General features: G+C 62.5%; 19 protein-coding genes. 10 read left to right on the forward strand and 9 right to left on the reverse strand.

The features are described 5' to 3' along the window. Window positions 1-377: 377 nt before the first annotated feature. The 5 genes from KJQ96_RS19340 to KJQ96_RS19360 are packed head-to-tail and all read left to right on the forward strand — an operon-like array spanning window position 378 to window position 4,542. The gene (locus tag KJQ96_RS19340; protein WP_213288134.1) at window positions 378-1,430 is read left to right on the forward strand and encodes an Ldh family oxidoreductase; all 1,053 of its coding nucleotides are present in this window, start codon (window positions 378-380) and stop codon (window positions 1,428-1,430) included. A 30-nt stretch (window positions 1,431-1,460) separates the two neighbouring features. Then, window positions 1,461-2,828, forward strand: a complete 1,368-nt coding sequence (locus tag KJQ96_RS19345) for an LLM class flavin-dependent oxidoreductase (RefSeq protein ID WP_213288135.1) — start codon at window positions 1,461-1,463, stop codon at window positions 2,826-2,828. 14 nt (window positions 2,829-2,842) lie between these two features. Next, window positions 2,843-3,628 (forward strand): fumarylacetoacetate hydrolase family protein, encoded by a 786-nt coding sequence (locus KJQ96_RS19350; RefSeq protein WP_213288136.1) that lies wholly within the window; start codon window positions 2,843-2,845, stop codon window positions 3,626-3,628. A 26-nt stretch (window positions 3,629-3,654) separates the two neighbouring features. Next, on the forward strand, window positions 3,655-4,113 hold the full coding sequence (locus tag KJQ96_RS19355) for a carboxymuconolactone decarboxylase family protein (RefSeq protein ID WP_213288137.1): 459 nt from the start codon (window positions 3,655-3,657) through the stop codon (window positions 4,111-4,113). A 15-nt stretch (window positions 4,114-4,128) separates the two neighbouring features. After that, window positions 4,129-4,542 carry a cupin domain-containing protein gene (locus KJQ96_RS19360; protein ID WP_213288138.1) on the forward strand — a complete coding sequence of 138 codons (414 nt, stop codon included), beginning with the start codon at window positions 4,129-4,131 and terminating at the stop codon, window positions 4,540-4,542. 173 nt (window positions 4,543-4,715) lie between these two features. On the opposite strand, the gene KJQ96_RS19365 is transcribed toward KJQ96_RS19360, so the two are convergent. The 6 genes from KJQ96_RS19365 to KJQ96_RS19390 form a co-directional block, all read right to left on the reverse strand. Then, the gene (locus tag KJQ96_RS19365; RefSeq protein WP_213288139.1) at window positions 4,716-5,573 is read right to left on the reverse strand and encodes a D-amino-acid transaminase; all 858 of its coding nucleotides are present in this window, start codon (window positions 5,571-5,573) and stop codon (window positions 4,716-4,718) included. A 168-nt stretch (window positions 5,574-5,741) separates the two neighbouring features. Then, entirely contained in the window at window positions 5,742-6,473 is a 732-nt protein-coding gene (locus tag KJQ96_RS19370) for an amino acid ABC transporter ATP-binding protein (protein ID WP_213288140.1), read from the reverse strand. A gap of 88 nt (window positions 6,474-6,561) precedes the next feature. Beyond that, window positions 6,562-7,254, reverse strand: coding sequence for an amino acid ABC transporter permease (locus tag KJQ96_RS19375; protein ID WP_213288141.1), 693 nt, complete (start codon window positions 7,252-7,254; stop codon window positions 6,562-6,564). A 2-nt stretch (window positions 7,255-7,256) separates the two neighbouring features. Then, window positions 7,257-7,988: an amino acid ABC transporter permease gene (locus tag KJQ96_RS19380; protein ID WP_213288142.1), complete on the reverse strand. Its 732-nt coding sequence runs from the start codon at window positions 7,986-7,988 to the stop codon at window positions 7,257-7,259. 227 nt (window positions 7,989-8,215) lie between these two features. Beyond that, complete coding sequence (locus tag KJQ96_RS19385) at window positions 8,216-9,127, reverse strand: amino acid ABC transporter substrate-binding protein (RefSeq protein ID WP_213288143.1); 912 nt, start codon at window positions 9,125-9,127, stop codon at window positions 8,216-8,218. 43 nt (window positions 9,128-9,170) lie between these two features. Beyond that, a complete protein-coding gene (locus KJQ96_RS19390; protein WP_249734206.1) occupies window positions 9,171-10,265 on the reverse strand; it encodes a LysR family transcriptional regulator in 1,095 nt (364 codons plus the stop codon). Window positions 10,266-10,567: 302 nt separating this feature from the next. Here KJQ96_RS19390 and KJQ96_RS19395 point away from each other — a divergent pair, with 302 nt between their 5' ends. The 4 genes from KJQ96_RS19395 to KJQ96_RS19410 all read left to right on the forward strand — a co-directional run bounded on the left by KJQ96_RS19395 (window position 10,568) and on the right by KJQ96_RS19410 (window position 15,238). Further along, window positions 10,568-11,827 (forward strand): FAD-dependent oxidoreductase, encoded by a 1,260-nt coding sequence (locus KJQ96_RS19395; protein ID WP_213288144.1) that lies wholly within the window; start codon window positions 10,568-10,570, stop codon window positions 11,825-11,827. Between the two features lie 266 nt (window positions 11,828-12,093). Next, a complete protein-coding gene (locus KJQ96_RS19400) occupies window positions 12,094-13,062 on the forward strand; it encodes a tripartite tricarboxylate transporter substrate binding protein (RefSeq protein WP_213288145.1) in 969 nt (322 codons plus the stop codon). Between the two features lie 174 nt (window positions 13,063-13,236). Next, complete coding sequence (locus KJQ96_RS19405; RefSeq protein ID WP_213288146.1) at window positions 13,237-13,722, forward strand: tripartite tricarboxylate transporter TctB family protein; 486 nt, start codon at window positions 13,237-13,239, stop codon at window positions 13,720-13,722. Window positions 13,723-13,729: 7 nt separating this feature from the next. Beyond that, window positions 13,730-15,238, forward strand: a complete 1,509-nt coding sequence (locus KJQ96_RS19410) for a tripartite tricarboxylate transporter permease (RefSeq protein WP_213288147.1) — start codon at window positions 13,730-13,732, stop codon at window positions 15,236-15,238. Here KJQ96_RS19410 and KJQ96_RS19415 read toward each other — a convergent pair. Continuing rightward, a complete protein-coding gene (locus tag KJQ96_RS19415; RefSeq protein ID WP_213288148.1) occupies window positions 15,235-16,632 on the reverse strand; it encodes a M20 family metallopeptidase in 1,398 nt (465 codons plus the stop codon). The genes KJQ96_RS19410 and KJQ96_RS19415 overlap by 4 nt on opposite strands. Before the next feature lie 185 nt (window positions 16,633-16,817). Between KJQ96_RS19415 and KJQ96_RS19420 the strand changes: the two genes are divergently transcribed. After that, window positions 16,818-18,200, forward strand: coding sequence for an LLM class flavin-dependent oxidoreductase (locus tag KJQ96_RS19420; protein WP_213288149.1), 1,383 nt, complete (start codon window positions 16,818-16,820; stop codon window positions 18,198-18,200). Between the two features lie 137 nt (window positions 18,201-18,337). Here KJQ96_RS19420 and KJQ96_RS19425 read toward each other — a convergent pair whose 3' ends face one another. Together KJQ96_RS19425 and KJQ96_RS19430 are read right to left on the reverse strand one after the other, a co-directional pair. Beyond that, the gene (locus tag KJQ96_RS19425; RefSeq protein WP_213288150.1) at window positions 18,338-20,002 is read right to left on the reverse strand and encodes a thiamine pyrophosphate-binding protein; all 1,665 of its coding nucleotides are present in this window, start codon (window positions 20,000-20,002) and stop codon (window positions 18,338-18,340) included. Between the two features lie 403 nt (window positions 20,003-20,405). Beyond that, window positions 20,406-22,343 carry an adenylate/guanylate cyclase domain-containing protein gene (locus KJQ96_RS19430; RefSeq protein ID WP_213288151.1) on the reverse strand — a complete coding sequence of 646 codons (1,938 nt, stop codon included), beginning with the start codon at window positions 22,341-22,343 and terminating at the stop codon, window positions 20,406-20,408. Window positions 22,344-22,625: the final 282 nt, after the last annotated feature.

Raw genomic sequence — 22,625 nt, forward strand, 5'->3', positions numbered from 1 at the left:
TCCCAAAGCTCCCTGCCGGCAGCGCCGGCTGCCGCTTGTGGATTTTATGCGTGCAACAGGCCTAAATGCGCGTTATTGGCGGCGGGAGTTGCGATTCAGAGTAAACGTCAGACCAACGGTGAACGACGCTGCTCCGGAGAACTACGGCCCATTCACGATTTGTCAGCCATACCGCTGGCGCGCGCCGGCCGGGATGCGGGACCTGCTGCAAGCAATCTTCGAATTTTGCAGGATGAAAATCCTGATGCGTGAGGGCCGTGCTGATGGCATGGCTAACAGTATATTTCCACGCTTGCCCTGCCGCGGGCGCTTTGAGAGCATGCCGGTACCAAGCACGACCCGCGGTTCGCGCGGGCGCTCAAGGTGGGGAAACTCCCATGCCGATGGTTCAGGCCGACCGTCTCACGCGAATCGGCGCGGCCCTGCTTAGGGCTGCCGGTGCAACTGAAGAGGAAGCCGGCGCGGTCGCCGTCGGCTGCGTCGACGCCAATCTCGCCGGCCACGATTCGCACGGGGTGATCGCGATCCCGACCTATATCGACCGCATCAAGGCCGGCCATATCGTACCCGGCGCCAAATGGACCATCATCCAGGAATCGCCGACTACGACCGTGATCGACGGCCATTGGGGGTTCGGCTTTCACGTCAACGCGAAGGCAATGGCCCTGACGATCGAGAAGGCGAAGACCGCCAATGTCGCGGCCTGCACGGTGTTCCGGCAAAGCCATGTCGGGCGTCTCGCCGCCTATCCGCTGATGGCGATGCGGGCCGGCATGATCGGGATTGCCGCCGCGGATTCCGGCCGCTCGCCGAAGCATGTCGCGCCGTTCGGCGGCCGCGAGGCAAGGCTCGGCACCAACCCGATCTCGATTGCGGTGCCGTCGGATCTTGAGGCGCCGTTCTATCTCGACATGGCGACCTCGGCGGTAGCAGCCGGCAAGATCGCACTGTCGGTCGCGCGCGGCGAACGGATTCCCCAAGGCTGGATCATCGACGCCGACGGACGGCACACCACCGACCCGACCCAGTATCGCAAGGGCGGGGCGCTGCTGCCGCTCGGCGGCAGCGAGGGCTACAAGGGAAGCGGCCTCGCCGCGATGGTGGAAGTGCTCTGTGGCCTGCTCACCGGCCTCGGTTTTGGCGTCGAGCCGACCGGCCGGCACAACGACGGATGTTTCATGGCGGTGTTTAACGTCGCGGCCTTCCGCCCCCTGAAGGATTTCGAGAAGGAGGTCGGCGAGTTCGCGCGTTATCTCAAATCGACGCCGCCGTCGGAAGGCTCGCCGGGCGTGTTCTATCCCGGCGAGATCGAACATATCCGCGAGCAGCAGCGCAGGCGCGACGGTATCGAGGTCGAGGACGCCACCTGGGAAAAATTGAAGGCACTCGCTACCGACTACAAGCTCATCGCTGAGCTCGACCTGAAATGAATCCAAACCAGTCCGCACAAGGAGAACGGCATGACACGGCAAATGGCGCTGGTCGGATTTTTGCAGGCGCAGAACTGCACCAACCTGCCGAGTTCATGGCGGCACCCGGAATCGCGCGACGATTCGATGTCGGCCGACTACTACCAGGAGATCGCCCGGATCCTCGAAGCCGGCAAATTCCACATGGCATTCTTCGACGACCGCCTGGCGATGCCGGACCGCTACGGCAACGACCATGCCCACACCGTCGAATACGGCATCCGCTGCGTGAAGATGGACCCGCTGATCGTGCTGACCACCATGGGCATGGTCACGACGAAGCTCGGCCTGGGGTCGACCTGTTCGACGACCTATTACGAGCCGTTCGATGTCGCCCGCCGCTTCGCCACGCTCGACCTGATGTCGGGCGGACGCGCGGGCTGGAACGTCGTTACCTCGCTTAACGACGGTGAGGCCCACAACATGGGCAAGGACGCCCATCTCGAACATGATTTCCGCTACGATCGCGCCGACGAGTTCATGGAAGTCGTGCTCGGCCATTGGGACACTTGGGAAGACGGCTCCTTGATCATGGACAAGAAGAGCGGCCGCTTCGCCGATCCCGCCAAGGTGAAGCGGCTCGATCACAACGGACAATTCTTCAAGTCGCGCGGGCCGTTCACGGTGCCCCGCTCGCCGCAGGGCCATCCCGTCATCATCCAGGCCGGCGCGTCCGGTCGCGGCCAGCGCTTTGCCGGGCGATGGGGCGAGGTGATCTTCACCGCGGCGCGCAACGTGGCCACCGCCAAGGAAGGCTATGCGGCGGTCCGCAACGAAGCGGCGAAAGCCGGCCGCGATCCCGACCAGATGTTTCTCTGTAACCTCACCACCCCCGTCTGCGGCGCGACCAAGGCCGAGGCCGAGGACAAGATGGCCGTCATCAACAAGCTGCCGCTGGAAATTGATGCGCTGTCGCTGCTGGCGGAAGCGCTGAACTACGACTTCGCCGCCAAGCCGCTCGATGAGCCGCTGACCACGGAAGAGCTCAAGAGCATGCAGGGCATCCTCGGCATTCGCGACGGCGTGCTGAAGGCATCAGGCAAGACCAATCCCAGCGCGCGCGACTTCGTCACCTTCTCCGGCCGCGGCCAGGTGCAGGATGCGATCGCCGGCGGCCCGAAGGAGATCGCGGACAAACTCGAAGAGATGTTCGTCGAGCGCGGCTGCGACGGCTTTGTCATCGCAGCCACCATCGTACCGGGCTCCTACGCCGATTTCGTCAAGCATGTGGTGCCGGAACTGCAGCGCCGCGGCCTGTTTCACAAGGACTATGCCGGCAAGACCCTGCGCGACAATCTCGGCCTGAAGCGGCCTGCCGCCAGCGCCTGGAAAAGCAGGCCCCAGGCCGCCGCCGAATAACAAGAGGACACTTTATGCGTTGGCTGAAATTCACCGCCGCCGGCAAGACATCCTGGGGCATTGTCGAGGGTGAGCGCGTGATCGCCGTCGATGGCGATCCGTTCGGCGAATGGCAGCGCGGAACGCAGTCGCATGCGCTAACGGACGTCAAGATCGAGCTGCCGCTGATCCCGCGCACCTTCTATTGCGTCGGGCTGAATTATCTCAAGCACCTCAAGGAAGCCGCCGACAAGGCCGGCACGGTGCCGAACGTACCCGACCGGCCCGAGATCGGCTATCGCGCGCAGAACGCGCTGATCGCCCATAATGAGGATGTGGTGATCCCGGCGAGCGCGACCGAGAAGGTTCATTACGAGGGCGAACTGGTGGTCGTCATCGGCAAGAAGGCAAAACACCTCACCGAGGCCAACGCGATGGATTGCGTGTTCGGCTACACGATCGGCAACGACGTCAGCGAGCGCACCTGGCAGAAGGCCGACCGCAGCCTGTGGCGCTCCAAGAATGCCGACACCTTCAAGCCGATGGGCCCGTGGATCGAAACCGATGTCGACCTCGACAGGATGGAAACCGTGATCCGCGTGAACGGCAAGGAGACCGGCCGCTTCCGCACCAACGACATGATCTTCGGCATCGTGCCGTTCCTCGTCGAACTCTCCAAATATTTCACACTGTCGCCGGGCGACGTGATCTGGATGGGCACCGACGGCGCCTCGCCGGATTTGAAAGCCGGCGATGTCGTCGAGATCGACATCACAGGGATCGGCACGTTGCGGAACAGGTTTGTGAGGGAGAAGGTTTGACGTCGTCAGAAAATGAGGAGAAGCGCATGAAGCCCCGGATGAACTACTACCAGGCCGCGCCTGAGACCATCAAAGCGCTTGTCGCGCTGGAAGCCCAGATCGTCGCTTCAGGTCTCGAAAAGTCGCTAATCGAACTGGTGAAGACACGCGCCTCGCAGATCAACGGCTGCGCGTACTGCATCAACATGCACACCCAGGACGCCCGCAAGCTCGGCGAGACCGAGCAACGGCTGTATCTGTTGAGTGCATGGCACGAGTCGCCGCTCTACACCGACCGTGAACGCGCGGCGTTGGCCTGGACCGACGCGCTGACGCTGATTGCTGAAACGCATGCCCCTGATGATCTCTACGAAGACGTGCGCGCCCACTTCTCGGAAACGGAGACGGTCAACCTGACCATGCTGATCGGGGCTATCAATGCTTGGAATCGGCTGGCGATCGCTTTTCGCGCGGTGCACCCGGTCAAGAAGGCGGCAGTGGCGTAAAGCGTGGAGGCCAATATGAAATTGACGATGCATCATGTCGCGGTAGCGGCCGTGGTTGCGCTGGCAATCGTCGGCATACCCACAGCCCATGCCGAAGGCGACAAGGTAACGCCGGTTCGTTCAGAGAGACTTCCCAACGTGCCCGGCAAGAGCCTGACGGCCGTCGTGGTCAACTACGAGCCGGGCGGCAAGTCGGCCAGCCATCATCACGCCGGCAGCGTATTCGCCTATGTGCTGTCGGGCAGCATCCGGTCAGAAAATTCGGCGACCGGCCCGGCGCGAGTCTACAAAGCGGGCGAAAGCTTCTTTGAGCCACCCGGCAGCGAGCACCTCGTCAGCGAGAATGCGAGCACGACGGAGCCCGCAAGCCTGCTGGCGGTTTTCGTTGCCGACGATGGCGCGCAACTGACGACGTTCGGCAAGAAGTGAGGGGTGTGAACCGCGCGCTCCGCTGTCATGCCCCGCCACCGGGTCTCGCCTTCGGCGAGCCCGATGACAGGCTCCGGCGGGGCATCCAGTACGCCGCTGCCTTTCGGCTCAAACACTGACGTCTCTGGAATACTAGGTCGTCCGGTCAAGCCGGACGACGACATCTTGGGATGCTAAACCGCCGTCGCCTTGGCGAACTCCACATAGATCTCGCGCAGGCGGTTGGTCATCGGGCCGGGCTTGCCGTCGGCGACCTTCTTGCCGTCAATCGACACCACGGCCTGTACGAACAGACTGGCGCTGGTAACGAAGGCTTCCTTGGCGGCCAGCGCTTCCTCGACGGAAAATGCCCGCTCCTCGACGCGGAGCTGGCGCTCTTCGGCCAGCGCGACGACGGCCTTGCGGGTGCAGCCGGGCAGGATCTCGCTGCCGTTCTGCCGCGTCACGATTACGTCGTCCTGGGTCAGGATGAAGCATGACGACGAGCCGCCCTCGGTCACCTTGCCGTCCTCGATCATCCAGGCTTCGCCGGCGCCCGCCACCGCCGCAGCCTGCTTGGCCAACACCTGCGCCAACAGCGCGACGCTCTTGATATCGCGGCGGGCCCAGCGCAGGTCCGGCACCGTGATCACGTTGATGCCGGTCTTGGCCGACGGCGCGTTGATGATGTCCTTGGTGGAGGTGAACATGATCAACGTCGGCCTTACGTTCTTCGGAAACGCAAAATCGCGCCCGGTGTCAGCGCCGCGCGTTACTTCCAGATAAACCATGCCGTTAATAAGATCGTTGCGCGCGACCAGCTCCTTCTGGATCTCCTGGATGCGCGCCGTCGTCTCCGGCAGCGCCAGCTCGATCTCGCCGACCGAGCGCTCCAGCCGCGCCAGATGCGAGGCGTTGTCGATCAATTTTCCGTCGAGCACCGCGGCGACTTCATAGATGCCGTCGGCAAACAGGAATCCGCGATCGAGGATCGAGACCTTCGCCTCGGAAAGCGGGACGAACGAGCCGTTGACGTAAGCGATCTGTTCCAAAATAGAGTCTCCTGGAGGTAGCGAAGCCGGTGGCGGCATTCCTATACGTAAATTGTTACCGTGGCTGAAGCTTAGACCGTCATTCCGGGACGCCTTGAAAAGGCGAACCCGGAATCTCGAGATTCCGGGTCTGGTCCTTCGGACCATCCCGGAATGACGGGAGCATCCCTAATGCGACAGAATCTTCGACAAGAACTTCTGCGCGCGCTCGCTGCGCGGGCTGCCGAAGAAATCCGTCTTCAGCGCGTCCTCGACGATCTCGCCCTTGTCCATGAAGATCACGCGATGCGCGACCTTGCTGGCAAAGCCCATTTCGTGGGTGACGACCATCATCGTCATGCCCTCATGGGCGAGATCGACCATCACGTCGAGCACCTCGCTGATCATCTCGGGGTCGAGCGCCGAGGTCGGCTCGTCGAACAGCATCGCGATCGGGTCCATGGCAAGCGCCCGCGCGATCGCGACGCGCTGCTGCTGGCCGCCGGACAATTCGGCCGGGTATTTATTCGCATGCACCGTCAGCCCGACACGCTCGAGCAGCTTCTGGCCCTTGGCCATCGCCTCGTCATGCGAGCGGCCCAGCACCTTCTCCTGCGCGAGACACAGGTTCTCGATGATCCTTAAGTGCGGAAACAGCTCGAAATGCTGGAACACCATGCCGACGCGCGCGCGCAGTTTCGGCAAATCGGTCTTGGGATCGTTGACCTTGATACCGTCGAGAATGATCTGGCCTTCCTGAAACGGCTCCAGCGCGTTGACGCATTTGATCAGCGTCGACTTTCCCGAGCCCGACGGGCCGCACACCACCACCACCTCGCCCTTGGCGACGCGGGTGGTGCAGTCCTTCAGCACCTGGAAACTCGGCCCGTACCATTTATTGACGTGGCTGATTTCGATCATGAACCCATCCTTTTGAGCATGATCTCCGGGCAAACGCTTCGCGTTTGTCCCGAGGAAAACCGGTTTCCACCTTTCCGGATCATGCTCGCTACCGAACAATAGCAATGCGTGCCTGCAGGCGCCGGACGCCATAGGACGCGACACAGGAAATCACGAAATAGACCGCGGCCGCGAACAGATACATCTCGACCAGCCGGCCGTCGCGCTGCGCCACCTTGCTGGCGGCGCCCAGGAAATCCGGGATCGACAGCACATAGACCAGCGAAGTGTCCTGGAACAGCACGATGGTTTGCGTCAGCAGCACCGGCAGCATGTTACGAAACGCCTGCGGCAGCACGATATAGCGCATGGACTGGCTGTAGGTCAGGCCGAGCGCGCTCGCCGCAGCCGGCTGCCCTTTGGAAATCGACTGGATGCCGGCGCGCATGATCTCGGAGAAATACGCCGCCTCGAACATGATGAAGGTGACGAGAGACGAGGTGAACGCGCCAACGCGAATGGGCCGCGATGCGCCGGTCAACCACTGTCCGATATAGGGCACCAGGAAGTAAAACCAGAAGATCACCAGCACCAGCGGCAGCGAGCGCATGAAGTCGACATAGAGCCCGGCGATGCTGCCGAGCAGCTTGTAGCCGGACAACCGCATCAGCGCGATCAGCGTACCGAAGACCAGGCCGCCCAGCGCCGACAACCCGGTCAGCATCAGCGTAAAACTCATGCCGTCGAGGAACAGGTAAGGCAGCGAGCGGCGAATGACATCGAAATCGAGATTGTCGAACATCGCTATTTCCCCGTGATATAGCCGGGGATCGCCAGGCTGCGTTCGAGGAAGCGCATGCCGGTGACGACGACGATGTTGATCGCGAGATACATCACGGTCGCGGCGGTGAAGGCCTCGAACACCTGGAACGAGAATTCCTGCATCGCCCGCGCCTGGCCGGTCAGTTCGATGAGGCCGATGGTAATCGCGACGGACGTATTCTTGATGGTGTTGAGGAACTCGGAAGTGAGGGGCGGCAGGATGATGCGGAACGCGATCGGCAGCAGCACGTAGCGATAGCCCTGCGCCGTGGTTAGACCCAGCGCGGTCGCGGCATTCTTCTGTCCACGCGGCAGCGAGGCGATGCCTGCGGCCAATTGCACGGCGACACGCGCCGACATGAACAACCCGACCCCGATCGCCGCCGTCCAGAACGGCGCATTGGGAATCTGCTTCAGCCACAGCCCCGCGCCGCGCGGCAGTAGTTCCGGCAACACGAAGAACCAGAGGAATAACTGCACCAGCAGCGGCATGTTGCGGAAGAATTCGACATAGCCAAAGCCGATCCAGGACGCGGTTCTCGACGGCAGCGAGCGCAGGATGCCGACGATCGTGCCGAAAAACAGCGCGATGACCCAGGCCAGCAATGCGGTCTGGATGGTCAGCAGCAGTCCCGACATCAGCATGTCGAGATAGGTCCCCGCCCCTGTCGGGTTCGGCTCGAAAAAGATGTGCCAGTTCCAGTTATAGTTCACGCTGCACCTTGTCCCCGAAAGTGCCGGTAAAGCTCTTGGTTATGACTGCGTATGCAAATGTCCGGCCATTCTTTGCTTTCAAAAATGGCCGGACTTGCCGGTTGGAAGACCCTCATCCTGAGGAGCCGCGCATTGCGCGGCCTCTCGAAGGATGAAGGCCCAACTGATGCCTCATGGATTCGAGACGGCGCTGGCGCGCCTTCTCACCATGAGGATCAACGTATCACTTACTTATACGAATCCGGATCCGGCGAGTCCGACGGCTTGGCGAATTCGTTCTTCAACTCGGCGCTGATCGGCGTGTTGAGGTTCAGCCCCTTGGGCGGGATCTTCTGCGTGAACCACTTGTCGTAGATCTTCTGGCCCTCGCCGCCGGTATAGAGCGCCGCCGTCGCCGCATCGACCACCTTCTTGAAGGCCGGATCGTCCTTGCGCAGCATGATGCCGTAGGGCTCGGGCTTGGAGAACGCATCCTTGGAGATGACGTAATCGCCCGGCGCCTTCGAACCGGCAACCAGGCTCGCAAGCAGGATGTCGTCCATCACGAAGGCCACGGCGCGATCGGTCTCGACCATCAGGAATGCCTCGGCGTGATCCTTCGCCGGGATGATGTTGATGTTGAGGTTGCGCGCCGCGTTGGCTTCGGTGAGCTGCTTGATGTTGGTGGTGCCGGCGGTCGAGACCACCGGCTTGCCCTTCAGATCGTCGATCGAATTGATCTTGCTCGCCTTCTTGGAGACATAGCGGCTCGCGGTCAGGAAGTGGGTGTTGGTGTAGGAAATCTGCTTCTGGCGCTCGGCATTGTTCGTGGTCGAGCCGCATTCGAGATCGATCGTGCCGTTGGCCAGCAGCGGGATGCGGGTCGACGACGTCACCGGGTTTAGCTTGATCTCGAGCTTGTCGAGCTTGAGCTCCTTCTTCACGGCATCGACGATCTTGTAGCAGATGTCCATGGCGTAGCCGATCGGCTTCTGGTTGTCGTCGAGATAGGAGAACGGAATCGACGAGTCGCGGTAGCCGAGCGTGATGGCGCCGGTATCCTTGATGTTCTTCAGCGTCCCGGTGAGTTCCTGGGCCGTTGCCGGCCCGGCGCACAACGCACCCGCGACCAGACAGCCGATAATATGACGGTGTTTCACGTAACTTCTCCCTCCAAAGGTTTCAGATGATTGCTCATCCACCCTAACTCAGCAACTTGCCGGGCCGTTTGGCCGGCGGTCTCGAACCTGTCTTGGCAAGACCCTTGGCAAGACCGCCTCCGGCGTGCCCGGCACTATGCCTGCACAATTCGGACCAAAACAGATTTAGCGCCCGTTGGCCATCATGCATTCGGCCCCTGAATGCGACTAAAGACAAAGGCAACGCCCATTTGTTGCCGCCGATCGGGACCAGCCGCTTCCGGCCGGAAGCCGCCACAGTCCCCTCCGTTAACCAAGCCACACCGCGTCCGCTGAGCGCCATCCCGCACAGCACGTCCGACATGTCGCTTTCAATGGCCCGCACACCGAAAATGGGGGCGGTCTCCAGGATGAGATCGACCAGCCGGGCAAAATAGACGCCGGGCGAATACATCAAAAGGGGGACCGGATGCGACGCCCGGCCGGGTAGCGACGCGCCGCCCTTCGCCACCAGCGCCTCGCTGGCATAGGGCCGCAGGAACTCGGTGCCGAGCGTGACGCGTTCGTAGCGGTCCGGATCGAGGTGGATCGGCTGCTGGGCATGGTGGTAGCAGATCATCAGATCCACGTTGTCGGAGACGAGCGAGGTGACGAGATCGTGGATGTTGCCGACGACCACGGAGCAGCTCAACCGCCGCTCCTGTGACCAGGCCTGCCACCAATGCGGCAGCCGGGCGGTGGCCATCGCGAACGGCAGGGCGATGCGGATATGTTCGTTGCGGCGAAGCGGCTTGCCGCCAAGCTCGACGCGGCTGTCGAGCATCTGCCGCAGCAACTCGCCGGCATGCTCGCGAAAGCGCTCGCCTTGCGGCGTGAGCTGCGTCGGGTACACGCTGCGGTCGATCAGGTCGAAACCGAGCCAGGCTTCGAGGGACTTGATCCGCCGGCTGAACGCGGCCTGAGACGTGTTTCGCTTCTCGGCAGCGCGGGTGAAATTGCCGGTCTCGGCCACCATCAGGAAATCCTGAAGCCAGCGAAGCTCCATCAAGCCCCCCGCATTGCAGGCGATCGCCGCGCCGTCACGATAGCCGCTCTGGGGCAACGCATGGCTGCGGACGCCAACCGGCGCCGGTTCTCGATAGCAAATGTCAGGCTCCATGCCGGCAAACGTAGCGGGTCGCCACGCGGCATGACCAATGCAAGCTTTGCATCGCCTCCGCTCGCCTTCGCTTCTGCGGCAGTCCCCGTCAATTCTCCCCCCGCTCATGTCAGCCGTTCCGCATTCGCCCATGATCGCATCTTCCTTAGCCTGCCACGCCTCCGGCAGGTTATGCAAATTTTGCATCATGCAGACTTGGCATCAATGGCGGCGTTCCGTGGCCTTAAACCTGGTGCGCAACAACCCTTCGTCTGATCGATCCTCATGCTCGATCGGGCGGTCACCAGGATTGAGACCTCGAAATGAAAATCTGCGTACTGGGCGCCGGCGTCATCGGACTGACGACCGCATGGTGCCTTACTGAGGCCGGTCACGACGTCATCATTGTCGACCGGCACGCCTCCACCGCGAAAGATGCCAGCGCCGCCAATGGCGGCCAGCTCTCTTACGCGTTCGTGGCGCCGCTGGCGTCTCCGGCAACACTCAAAAAGCTGCCGTCGCTGCTGCTGTCGCCGGATTCGCCGATGCTCATCCGCGCCGGCCTCGATCCAGCCTTGATTTCCTGGGGCGCGCGCTTCCTGCTCGCCTGCCGGCCGGCAGCCGTGCGCGAGACCATTGCAGCGCAAATTGCGCTCGCCGCCTTGAGCCGGAGCGAGCTGGCGCGGCTGACGCAAAGCCTGATGCTCTCATTCGGATTGCGAACGGCCGGCAAGCTCGTGGTGTTCCGAAGCCGGAACGAGTTCGATATGGCACGACGCGCGGTCACCGCGAAAGCCGGCGAGGACGGTCAACAGGTGTTGACGTCGGCGGAATGCCTGGCGCTGGAGCCTGCGCTCAGACTTGACGCGCACGAATTCGCGGGCGGCATCTTTACGGCCTCCGAGCAGGTCGGAGATTGCGCGGCCTTTTGCGCAGGACTGACGTTCCGCCTGCAACAGCAACGCAGCGTCGAATGGATACTCGGTACCGAGGTTGCCGGGCCGGTCCGTTCGGGCGGCCGGCTGGTCGCCGTCGACACCGGCAAGGGACATGTGCAGGCGGACCATTTCGTTTTGTGCATGGGCGCAGCATCGCGTGCATTTGCGAAGGCGTGCGGATTCTATCTGCCGATCCATCCGCTCAAAGGCTACAGCATCACACTTTCTCCGGCGCCGGAGGCGCGCCTTCTTCGGCACAGCGTCACGGATATGGAACGCAAGCTGGTATTTGCGCCGCTCGCGCGCGACGGGCGCACAACCATACGGGTTGCCGGCATCGCCGATCTCGAAAGCGACACCACGATCGATGCAGGACGCGTCGAAGTCCTGCGCAGCGCCTCCGCCGAGCTGCTTGGGATCGACGCAGCCGGCGACATCGAGCCCTGGTGCGGGCTTCGTCCTATGACGCCCGACAGCCGGCCGATCATCGGCTGGTCGCCGCTTGATGGCCTCTTCATCAACTCAGGACACGGCATGCTCGGTTGGACGCTGGCGTGCGGCAGCGCGCGGCTGACGGCGGACTTGATCGGTTGCAAGCCGTCGGTCACCGCGACCGGAGCGTTTGCCCTGCGCCGCGCTGCCTAACGAGCGGTGACGTTGCGAACGAGTGGGCCGACAATCCAGGCTGGTCGTCATTGCCCGAATTCGTATGGTGCGGCGGCAGCTAAATTCCGTCGTCCGGGATGCCGCGGCAGGCCGACTGCCGCTGGCGTCATTTCCAGCTTGTTGCGACGCGGACGCGAGCCCCCTGCCGCCAACACGCTTTTCTTCCTCGGCGATTTCAGGGATGATCCAGCCCGGGAAGAAACAAGCGGCTCTCGTGTCAAGGAAGCTGCAGGGGAGTGTTGCATATGTTCAGACGTAGCCATTTGGCGACCGCTATTGCTGCCTTCATGCTGATATCCGCAGCCGCCGGCGCGCAAGAATATCCCACCAAGCCGATTACGCTGATCGTCCCGTGGCCGGCCGGCGGCTCGACCGACATCTCGATGCGCGCGATCGCCGAAAGCGCTTCCAAGGTGCTGGGACAGCCGATCGCCATCGACAACAAGGCTGGCGGTAGCGGCACCGTCGGCCCGGCCACTATGGCGGCAGGCGCCAAGCCTGACGGTTACACCATCGCACAGATTCCGATCACGGTGTTTCGGCTGCCGCTGATGCAGGAAGTGTCGTGGGATCCGGCCAAGGACTTCACCTATATCGTCCACCTCACCGGCTACACGTTCGGCGTTACCACCAGCGCCGAGTCGCCCTTCAAGACGTGGAAGGACGTTGTCGACTACGCCAAGCAGAATCCCGGTAAGGTGACCTATGCGACGCCGGGCGCCGGCACATCGCTGCATATCGGCATGGAGCAGATCGCGTCCCTGGCCGGCATCAAGCTCACCCAGGTTCCTTTCAAGGGCGGCGCGGAAACCAACGCCGCGGTGCTGGGACAGCACACGATGCTGCAGGCGGATTCAACGGGATGGCGACCGCTGGTCGACGCCGGCAAGCTGCGGCTCCTGATGGTGTGGACCTCGGCGCGTTCGCCGAATTATCCCGACGTGCCGACGCTGAAGGAGCTCGGCTATCCCATGGTCTATGACTCGCCATTCGGCATCGCCGGACCGAAAGGCATGGACCCGAAGATCGTCGCCAAGCTGCACGACGCATTCAAGAAGGCGCTGGACGATCCGGCCGTGATCGCGACGCTGGCGAAATTCGACATGGTGCCCAGTTACAAGAGCACCGAGGACTACAAGAAGTTCGTCGTCGAAGTTACCGAGTCAGAGCGCAAGGTGGTCGACAAGCTCGGTCTGGCGAAAAAGACGAACTAGCCGCAATCGTGTCCCGGACGCGGTGCAGCGCGTTTGCGCTGCTCCGCAGAGCCGGGACCCATGACGCCAGCCGTGGACCCCACCTCTGCAGCGCAACGTCATAGCGCGTCAAGGCGCGCGTAAACGCGTTAACGGCGCTGCACTGCGTCCGGGGAACGCCTGAGAGAGTTTCGCATGAGTAACGACAGTGACGTCAAATTCCGCCTCAACAATTCCGAGCTGTGGGGCGGACTGATCGGGCTTGCGCTCGGCGGCTTTGTGATCTGGTCCGGGCTCAAGCTGAAGCTCGGCACCATCAACGATCCCGGCGCCGGCTTCGTGCTGTTCTATACCGGCATCCTGATGTGCCTGTTCGCTACCTCGATCATCATCGCCGCATTGACCGAGGGCGGGCCGACCTTCGGCTCGCGCTGGATGAACACGCGCTGGACCAAGCCGCTGCTCGTCATCGTCTGCCTCGTCGCGTTTTCGTTCGCGCTCAACCCGCTCGGCTTCCTATTGTCCTCGATTCCGCTGATGCTCTTGTTGTTGCGCGTGGTCGATCCGGTGCGCTGGTCGCTGGCCATTCCGATTGCCGTGCTGGTTCCGCTGGGCATGTGGTGGATCCTCAAACGCCTGCTCCTGATCCAGTTGCCCTCCGGCATTTTCGAAATCGGTTGATCGCGCCATGGATACACTCGTCAATGTCGCCCATGGCTTCGGCGTCGCCCTGCAGCCCATCAATCTGATCTACTGCTTCATCGGCGTGTTCATCGGCACGCTGGTCGGCGTGCTGCCCGGTATCGGTCCGATCTCGGCGATGTCGCTGCTATTGCCGATCACGCTGTCGGGCACACCGGAGTCCGGCATCATCATGATGGCCGGCATCTATTACGGCTCGATGTATGGCGGCTCCACCACATCGATCCTGGTCAACATTCCCGGAGAGGCCGCTTCCGTCGTCACCTGTATCGATGGCCACCAGATGGCCAAGAAGGGGCGCGCCGGTCCGGCGCTCGGCATCGCCGCGTTCGGCTCGTTCTTCGCCGGCACCTTCGCGCTGATCGCGCTGATGCTGGTGGCGCCAAAGCTCGCCAGCGTCGCGATCGCGTTCGGACCGGCCGAATATTTCAGCCTGATGGTGCTCGGCCTCGTCGTCTTGACCTTCCTGACGCAGGGCTCGATGGCGAAGGCGCTGTTGATGGCCTGCATCGGCGTCGTGCTCGGCGTGGTCGGGCTCGACAGCATCACCGCGCAGCCGCGCCTGACCTTCGGCCGGGTGGAGCTGATCGACGGCATCGGCCTCGTTCCTGTGGTGATGGGCCTGTTCGGCGTCGCCGAAGTACTGCTCAACACCGAGCAGGTCATCAAACGCGACATCATCAACACCAAGATCACGCACCTGCTTCCGAGCAGGGAGGACTGGAAGGTCAGTACCGGCCCGATGTCGCGCGGAACGATCCTTGGATTTTTCCTCGGCATTCTGCCCGGCGGCGGCGCGGTGATCTCCTCCTTTGCGTCCTATGCTCTGGAAAAGCGGCTGTCCAAGACACCGGAGCGCTTTGGCACCGGCGCGATCGAGGGCGTCGCAGGTCCCGAAGCCGCCAACAACGCGGCCGCTGGCGGCGCCTTCATTCCGCTGATGACGCTCGGCATTCCGCCGAATGTGGTGATGGCGCTGTTGCTCGGCGCCTTCGTCATTCACGGCCTGCAGCCCGGCCCCTTGATGATCACGCAGAATCCCGGCCTGTTCTGGGGCATCGTCGCCAGCATGTATATCGGCAATCTGATGCTGCTCGTGCTCAACCTGCCGATGATCGGGATGTGGGTTCAGCTTCTCAAGCTGCCCTATAACGTCCTGTTCCCGCTAATCATCCTGTTCACCATCATCGGCGTCTACTGCTCCAGCAACAACGTGTTCGACGTCCACGTGATGATCGCGTTCGGCGTGATCGGCTATTTCATGCGCAAGCTCGGTTACGAGCCGGCGCCGCTGGTGCTGGCCTTCGTGCTGGGGCCAATGCTAGAGAACAATCTGCGCAAGTCGCTGATCCTGTCGCAGGGCGATCTCATGACCTTCGTGGAACGGCCGATCTCGGCCGTATGCCTGACGTTCGCCTTGGTGTTGCTCGTCGCGCCGCTGCTGCCGGCGCTGCGCAAGAAGCGCGAAATGGTCGCTCTGGACGAAGAGGCTTAGCGCCGCACCGCGCCGACCGGCGGCTTCTCGCCGAGATCCCAGAACAGCCCTGCCATGATGGCGAGCGCCTCCTCGGTGACCGGCAGCAGGATGTGCTCGTCCGGCGCATGCTGCGAGCAGCCGGGATAGGAATGCGGTACCCAGATCGTCGGCAGCCCCAGCCCTTCGGCAAACACGTCGTTCGGCAGTGAGCCGCCGAAATTCGGCAGGATCGCCGGCGCCTTGCCCGTAGTCTTCAGGATCGATTCCGCAGTCCAATTCACCCAGGGGCTATCGACATCGGTGCGCGAAGCGGCGAAACGTTGCGTGCCGCTGACTTCCACCATCGGAAAGCCGTTGGCGTGCAAATGCGTGCGCACGGCGTCAATGACCTCTTCGTATTTGGTACCGACGACGAAACGAAGTTGCAGCACGGCATTGGCGCGTCCGGGGATGGCGTTGGCCGGCTTCTCGATACTGCCGGACGACATCGCCAGAACTTCCAGCGTATTCCAGGCAAACAGCCGCTCCGCCGGTGACAATCCCTCCTCGCCCCAGTCGGGCGCCAGCGCCGGCTCGTCCGCGGTCGGCTCGATGCTCACATCCGCAAGCGCCGCGCGGACGGCATTCGAGATCCGCGGCGGTTTGAGTGCGTCAAGCTTCATCCGCCCCTTGCCGTCGACGAGGCTCGCGATGGCGTTGCAAAGAATCGTCGCGGGATTGGCGAGCACGCCGCCCCAATTGCCCGAATGGTGGCCGCCTTCGCGCAGATTAACATCGAGATGAATGCGGTTGCCGCCGCGGCAGCCGAGAAAGATCGTCGGCCGATCGGCCGAGAGCCGCGGCCCGTCGGATGCCAGGAACAGATCGGCTTGCAGCTCCTCGCGATGGGCTTCGCACACCTGCCGCAGATCGGGCGAGCCGATCTCCTCGCCGGTCTCGATAATGAATTTGGCATTGAAGCCAAGTTTGCCGCCGCGGGTCTCGCGCACCGCGCGCAACGCCGCAAGGTTGATGCTGTGCTGGCCCTTGTTGTCGGCGGTGCCGCGGCCATAGACGCGCTCGCCCTTGGTCGTGACCTGCCACGGATCGAGATTGTCGCGCCATTCGCCTTCCATGCCGTCGACGACGTCACCATGGCCGTAGGTGAGCACGGTCGGCAGAGAGGGATCCTCACGATAATCCGCCAGCAGATAGGGGCCCTTGCCGGTCGGCGATTCGATCAGGCGGGTGGAGAAGTCGAGCGCGGCGAAGGCCGGCTGGAGGTCGTCCACGAGATAGGCGCGCAACGCCTCGCCGCTGCCGGGATTCTGGCTTTCGGTCCGATATCCAACCCTGCGACCGAGCTCGGCGAGAAACGCGCCGGAATGAAGATGCTCGCGTACCCGCGCAACCGCGTCGGTTCTATCAGCCATATTTCTTTCCCTTGTTCGCAAACGTGTTGGGGCCGCAACCTATCGGGATAAGCCGCCCGCTGGAAGTGGCAGGGCCCGCCGAATGGGCCTTGCTAAACGCAGCGAGGATGCAACAATTTCAGGCAACAGCCCGGCGTTTAACCGGGCAAATGCGCAAGGCAACTGCGCGCTGCGAGGTTCGCGTCATGACAAAGCAAATCCGGCTCAACGCCTTCGCCATGAACTGCGTGGCGCATCAATCGCCGGGGCTCTGGACCCATCCGCGCGATCGCACGCTGGACTACAACGGCCTGCCCTATTGGCTCGACCTGGCGAAGACACTGGAGCGCGGCCGGTTCGACGGACTTTTCCTCGCCGACGTGCTTGGCGTCTACGACGTCTTTGGCAACAGCCCGGACGCTGCCCTGCGCAATGCCGCGCAGACGCCGGCCAACGAGCCGCTGATGCTGATCCCGGCAATGGCGGCGGTGACGCAGAATCTCGGCTTCGGCGTCACCAGCAATCTCTCTTTCGAGCCGCCCTACCCGTTTGCCCGCAGAATGTCGACGCTCGATCATCTCACGGAGGGACGCATCGGCTGGAACGTGGTGACCGGCTATCTCGACAGCGCCGCCCGCGGCGCCGGTAAGGACAAGCAGACCGCGCATGACGACCGCTACGACATCGCCGACGAATATATGGAGGTGGTGTACAAGCTCTGGGAAGGAAGCTGGGAGGATGGCGCCGTGCTGCGCGACCGCGCGCACGGGATTTTTGCCGATCCTTCCAAAGTGCATCGCATCCAGCACGAGGGCCGCAACTACCGGCTCAACGCCATCCATCTTAGCGAGCCGTCGCCACAGCGGACGCCGGTGCTGTACCAGGCCGGCACCTCGCCGCGCGGTCGAAGGTTCGCCGCCCAACATGCCGAATGCGTATTCATGTCGGGCCCGTCGGCCAAGATCATCGGGCCGCGGGTTGCCGCGATCCGCGCGCTGGCGCAGGAGATCGGCCGCAATCCGGCTGAAATCCTGATGTTCTCCATGATGACCATCATCCTCGGCCGCACCGAGGCGGAGGCGAAAGCGAAATATGCCGACTATCGGGCGCACATCGCGACGGAGGGCGCGCTGGCTTTGATGTCGGGCTGGATGGGCGTCGATTTCTCGAGCTACGACCTCGACCAGGAAGTGCGCCACGTCCAGAACGACGCGGGCCGCACCGCGCTCGACAACGTCACCCGCGCCGATCCTGATAGGGTCTGGACCGTGCGCGAAGTCGTCGAACATGTCGGTATCGGCGGCGCGGGGCCGGTCGTGATCGGCACGCCCGAGAAGGTTGCCGACCATATCGAGGCCTGGTTCGAGGAGACCGACGTCGACGGCCTCAACGTCGCGTTCGCCACTTCGCCCGGCGATTTCGAGGACATCGCCGACATGCTGGTGCCTGAACTGACAAGGCGAGGACGGTACAAGGGCGAATATGCGAAGGGAACGCTGCGCGAGAAGCTGTTCGGCACAGGCCGCGCCCGGCTGACGGAGCAGCATCCGGCGGCGAGATTTCGCCCGCATGTGCAGGCAGCGGAGTAAGTGCTCCGTCGTTCCGGGATGGTCCGAAGGACCAGACCTCAGATGCGCAATTGCGCATCGGGGAACCTCGAGATTCTCCGATGCGCAATTGCGCATCGTAGTTCGATGCTTCGCATCGCCCCGGAATGACAAACCTCTCAATTCACCGCATTGCTCACGACGACTTCGATCAGCTTCGCGCCGGGGCGGCTGAAGGCCGACGACAATACGGACTTCAACTGAGAAGGATCGGTCACCTTCGTCGCTTCCAGACCAAGCGATTTCGCCACGCCGGCAAAATCCACCGGGGGATCCGCAAAATCCATGCCGACGTAATGATCGTCGCCGTGGAAGGCGAGCAGCCGCTGCTTGATGATGCGGTAGCCGCCATTGTTGACGATGACGAACGTCAGCGGCAGCTTGTGGTTTGCGGCCGTCCACAGCGACTGGATCGAGTACATCGAGCTGCCGTCGCCGGAATAACAGACCACTGGCCGTTGCGGATTGGCGAGGCTGACGCCGACGGACGCCGGCAGTCCCCAGCCGATGCCGCCTGAGGCGAGCGCATGATACCCGTAGCGGTCGCGATGCGGACGCAGCGCGATTATATGCCGCGACGACGTCAATCCCTCGTCGACCAGGATCGCGTTGTCGGGCATCGCTTCGACCACCTGCAGCGCCAGCCAGTCCGGATCGATCGGCGAAGTCTCGGCATGTCTCGCAATCTGTTCGACCAGCGGCTTGCGCCTCGCCGTCCAGTTCTTCGAGGCGAGCGCGTCCAATCCTTGGCTCGCGCGTGCCTGGAGCGCGCTGCCGCCGGCGGCCTTGAGTGCCGGCACCAAGGCGCGCAAGGTTTCCCGCACGTCAGCCTTGAGCGCGATTTCCGCCCCATAGTTCCTGGCGAGGTCGTGGTCAACCAGTCCGATCTGCACGATCGACAGCCCGTCCGGCAATGGATCGACTTCGCTGTAGACCGACATCCGCAACGGATCGCCGCCGAGCGCGATGATGAGATCGTACGGCGACAGTGCGTCACGGGCGATCTTTTGGATGCGCGCCAGCGCACCCATGAAGCACGGGCTCTCCGACAGGAAATGGGCGCCATAGGGCGTCGACGACTGGTAGGCTGGGCAACCCAGCGTTTCCGCGAGTTGAGCGGCCTCCTGCAACGCATCGCTTTTCACGATCTCGTCGCCAACAATGATCACCGGCCGCTCTGCCTTGAGAATCCGCGCGGTGAGCGCCTGCAACGATTCCTCCGATGGTTTGACGCGCGTATCGACGCGGGTCGAGCGGCCAAGCTCAATGCCGGCCTCGGAATTGAGGATGTCGCCCGGCAGCGAGATGAACACCGGCCCCGTCGGGGGCGTGGTCGCGATCTTGGCGGCGCGGCGCACAATCCGCGGCAGGTCCTCCAGCCGCGTCACCTCCACCGCCCACTTGACCAAGGGCGCAGCCATCTGCACCAGCGGACCATAAAGCACCGGCTCCGTCAGGCCGTGGCCCTGCTCCTGCTGGCCGGCCGTCAGGATCAGCGGCGTGCCGGTGAAGCTGGCGTTGTAGAGCGAGCCCATCGCGTTGCCGAGGCCGGGCGCGACATGGACGTTGCAGGCGACGAGCTTGCCGGAGGCGCGGCTGAAGCCGTCGGCCATGGCGACGACCAGGCTTTCCTGCATCGCCATCACATAGGTGAGGTCGGGATGGTCCTTCAGCGCGTGCATGATCGGCAGTTCGGTGGTGCCGGGATTGCCGAACAGATGCGTAACGCCCTCGTCCTTTAGCAGCGCCAGGAATGCCGAACGGCCGGTGATCTTGTTCTTCATTTTTCCTCCCGCCCGCCGCTTCGTTGACGTGCGGGGTAGAGGCAGATGACCAAACTTGAAGCGCGTAAGCAATGGATCGCGGTCATGGCTGCTCTGCACAGGCCATTTTCCGTGTCCCCGACGCCGTGCAGCGCGGCAGCGGCACACCGCGGGACCCGGACAAAAAACGCGAAAACAACCCCATGCAAAGTAGAATGGGACCCGGCTCGCAGCACTCAGGCCGCTTGCCTCCGAAGCACAAGATGGTCCGTCGCCACGGCCTCATCCCGCTCTAGGCCGTGTTCTCATTAAGCGACTGACTGATGTCCGCTCAACCCTCAACAGCGGCGGAATAGCGGACACAGCCCGATGTCGTAGAAGTGCCAGAAGCGGAACTTCGCGGCTTGCCACTAAGCAAGTAGCTCTACTGCTCCCGCACGCCTACCTTCCTGAGTCCATCGAGAATGTCGTCGAACTCACGGCGAAACTGCTGGTTGCTCGTGAGCGCATAACCGAAATCACGATACCATTGGATCGTAAAGTCTGGTCGGATCTTGTTCAATTCGGTTAAGCTTAGCTGTGCCTGCTCCAATTGCCCGGTCGCTGCGTAAGCCGAGACCAGACCTATATAGGCGAACCAGAACGCGCTGTTCATATTGGTCGTCCGCCTGCATTCTTCGATTGCTTCTTGATAATCGTGCAGGTGCAGGTGTGCATGGCAGAGAGTCCAACGCCAAGCGACAGCAGAAGGATCCCTGGGGCTGAGCCGGAGGGCTAGCTGCGTCACGGATATGGCTTCGCGTGCCCGCCCGACGAGGATTAGTGCATCTCCTTTACCTGAGTAGGCGGCCGGGAAATTCGGATTGATTTCAAGCGCAGCGTCGTATTGATGCAGCGCCTCTTCAGGGTTACCAAATCGAAGAGTGTCTCCCTTGACCACGTGAGCCATTGCGTTTGCCGAGCTTTTCGAAAGGGCTCTGTCAACGAGATTGGTCGCCGTCTTTTTGTTTTCCGTAACGGACACAGGCCATCCGGAGAGCAAATTGATAGGGGGGCTCAGATACCACGCCTTCCCGATCATTGCATCGACGTTGTCCGGATCGAGGCGCAGCGCATTGTCGAATAGCTCCTTTGCCTGCGCAATTGTCGTCTTCGATCGGGGCTCATAGGACTTTGCCCAGCCGCGCATGGCGAAGTCCACGGCATCCGGATTCTTCGAGCGGTCCGTTTCGCTACGGCGGCTTTCAGCTTGGACAAGTTCAATATTGAGCGAGCGGGCGAGCCGTGCTGTGATCTGGTCCGGCAAGACTGAGACTTTCGTGCGATCACTGTCGAAACGATCGGACCAGATGTCACGACCACTCGCGACATCTGTAAGCGACACGTTGACCCGGACCTGATCTCCGGCGCGCCGCACCGCGCCCTGTACGGCCCAGCGGATACCCAGGTCCTTGCCGAGAGTCTTCAGATCGACCTGCCTGTTCTTATAAGTAAAAGCCGTCCCGCGTCCGATGACAAATGCGTTGCGCATTCGCGCGAGATCTGTCGTTAAGTCGGTCGTAATGCTGTCAGCGAAATAATCCTGCTCCGGATCGTTGTTGAGGTTCGCAAAGGGCAGGACGACTAGAGACAAGCGAGGAGCGATATCGGGCCGGGCCGCTGCCTCTCGCTGTGTCCTTTGTCCGTCCGGCAAAACGTTAGTGCGGACGGAGTTCCAAGCATTCCAATAACCGAAGAGCCCGACCGCTCCGACGGTTACGACCGACGCGAGCACGCCGCCAGCAAGCTTTAGACGGCCCCGGATTCGACCCAGCGAGCCGCCAGCGCCAGCGGATACAGGCCGCTCCGGTACGTCCTTCGGGACTTCTGAGTCCGACGGCTTTGCGCGCCAGACACGTATCGGCTCGGCGATGTTTTTCAGCGCCTGCGGCCCCATGTCTTCGAACGCCATATCGACCTTGCCGCGGACCTGATCGTAGGCGGAAGACGAGATGCAGGTGCCGCCTGGCTCCGCGATACCTTCGAGGCGAGCCGCAATATTCACGCCGTCGCCGAAGATATCGTGGGGCTCGAAGATGACATCGCCTATGTTGATACCCACGCGAAAAAGAAGGCGTTTGCCCTTCGCGTCATTCTTCTGTAGGTCGCCAACAGCGCGTTGGAAGCGCGCGGCCGCTCGAACTGCCTGGACCGCGCTCGGAAACTCGGCCAAGAACCCGTCGCCGGTGTTCTTGACGATGCGGCCTCCGTGCTCTGCCACCGTGGGCTCGATAACATCGTCAAGGAGCGCCGTGAGACACCTGTGCGTGGCCTCCTCGTCGTCGTGCATGAGCCGCGAATAGCCCGCGACGTCGGCGGCCATTATCGCCGACAGCCTGCGTCCGCCAGGAACTCGCCGCTTTCCAGCCATGGCGCGAAAGCCTCAACTGGAAGGAGTGTACGATGAATCTGGCCGCCGAGCCAGTCGCACGATGGTTCGCTCGAATTGAGCCGGCGACAGCAATGCAGTGAAGTCTTTGCAATCCATCTTGGGCCAAGAGAAGGCCTGGCAATGGAGCTGCGGAACGATCGCTTCGTCAGGTCGGCTCAGGGTCCAGGCTGTGTGAAAACACCATCAATGATATGATTCTCCTGCGATTTGGCC

Origin of the sequence: Bradyrhizobium sp. sGM-13, assembly GCF_018398875.1 — a bacterium.
GTDB lineage: Bacteria > Pseudomonadota > Alphaproteobacteria > Rhizobiales > Xanthobacteraceae > Bradyrhizobium.

Excerpts from the sequence above, each read along its gene's own strand:
- KJQ96_RS19340 (WP_213288134.1), top strand. The coding sequence starts at position 378 with ATGCCGATGGTTCAGGCCGACCGTCTCACGCGAATCGGCGCGGCCCTG.
- KJQ96_RS19345 (WP_213288135.1), top strand. The coding sequence starts at position 1,461 with ATGACACGGCAAATGGCGCTGGTCGGATTTTTGCAGGCGCAGAACTGC.
- KJQ96_RS19350 (WP_213288136.1), top strand. The coding sequence starts at position 2,843 with ATGCGTTGGCTGAAATTCACCGCCGCCGGCAAGACATCCTGGGGCATT.
- KJQ96_RS19355 (WP_213288137.1), top strand. The coding sequence starts at position 3,655 with ATGAAGCCCCGGATGAACTACTACCAGGCCGCGCCTGAGACCATCAAA.
- KJQ96_RS19360 (WP_213288138.1), top strand. The coding sequence starts at position 4,129 with ATGAAATTGACGATGCATCATGTCGCGGTAGCGGCCGTGGTTGCGCTG.
- KJQ96_RS19370 (WP_213288140.1), bottom strand. The coding sequence starts at position 6,473 with ATGATCGAAATCAGCCACGTCAATAAATGGTACGGGCCGAGTTTCCAG.
- KJQ96_RS19375 (WP_213288141.1), bottom strand. The coding sequence starts at position 7,254 with ATGTTCGACAATCTCGATTTCGATGTCATTCGCCGCTCGCTGCCTTAC.
- KJQ96_RS19390 (WP_249734206.1), bottom strand. The coding sequence starts at position 10,265 with ATGGAGCCTGACATTTGCTATCGAGAACCGGCGCCGGTTGGCGTCCGC.
- KJQ96_RS19395 (WP_213288144.1), top strand. The coding sequence starts at position 10,568 with ATGAAAATCTGCGTACTGGGCGCCGGCGTCATCGGACTGACGACCGCA.
- KJQ96_RS19400 (WP_213288145.1), top strand. The coding sequence starts at position 12,094 with ATGTTCAGACGTAGCCATTTGGCGACCGCTATTGCTGCCTTCATGCTG.
- KJQ96_RS19405 (WP_213288146.1), top strand. The coding sequence starts at position 13,237 with ATGAGTAACGACAGTGACGTCAAATTCCGCCTCAACAATTCCGAGCTG.
- KJQ96_RS19410 (WP_213288147.1), top strand. The coding sequence starts at position 13,730 with ATGGATACACTCGTCAATGTCGCCCATGGCTTCGGCGTCGCCCTGCAG.
- KJQ96_RS19415 (WP_213288148.1), bottom strand. The coding sequence starts at position 16,632 with ATGGCTGATAGAACCGACGCGGTTGCGCGGGTACGCGAGCATCTTCAT.
- KJQ96_RS19420 (WP_213288149.1), top strand. The coding sequence starts at position 16,818 with ATGACAAAGCAAATCCGGCTCAACGCCTTCGCCATGAACTGCGTGGCG.
- KJQ96_RS19425 (WP_213288150.1), bottom strand. The coding sequence starts at position 20,002 with ATGAAGAACAAGATCACCGGCCGTTCGGCATTCCTGGCGCTGCTAAAG.
- KJQ96_RS19430 (WP_213288151.1), bottom strand. The coding sequence starts at position 22,343 with ATGGCCGCCGACGTCGCGGGCTATTCGCGGCTCATGCACGACGACGAG.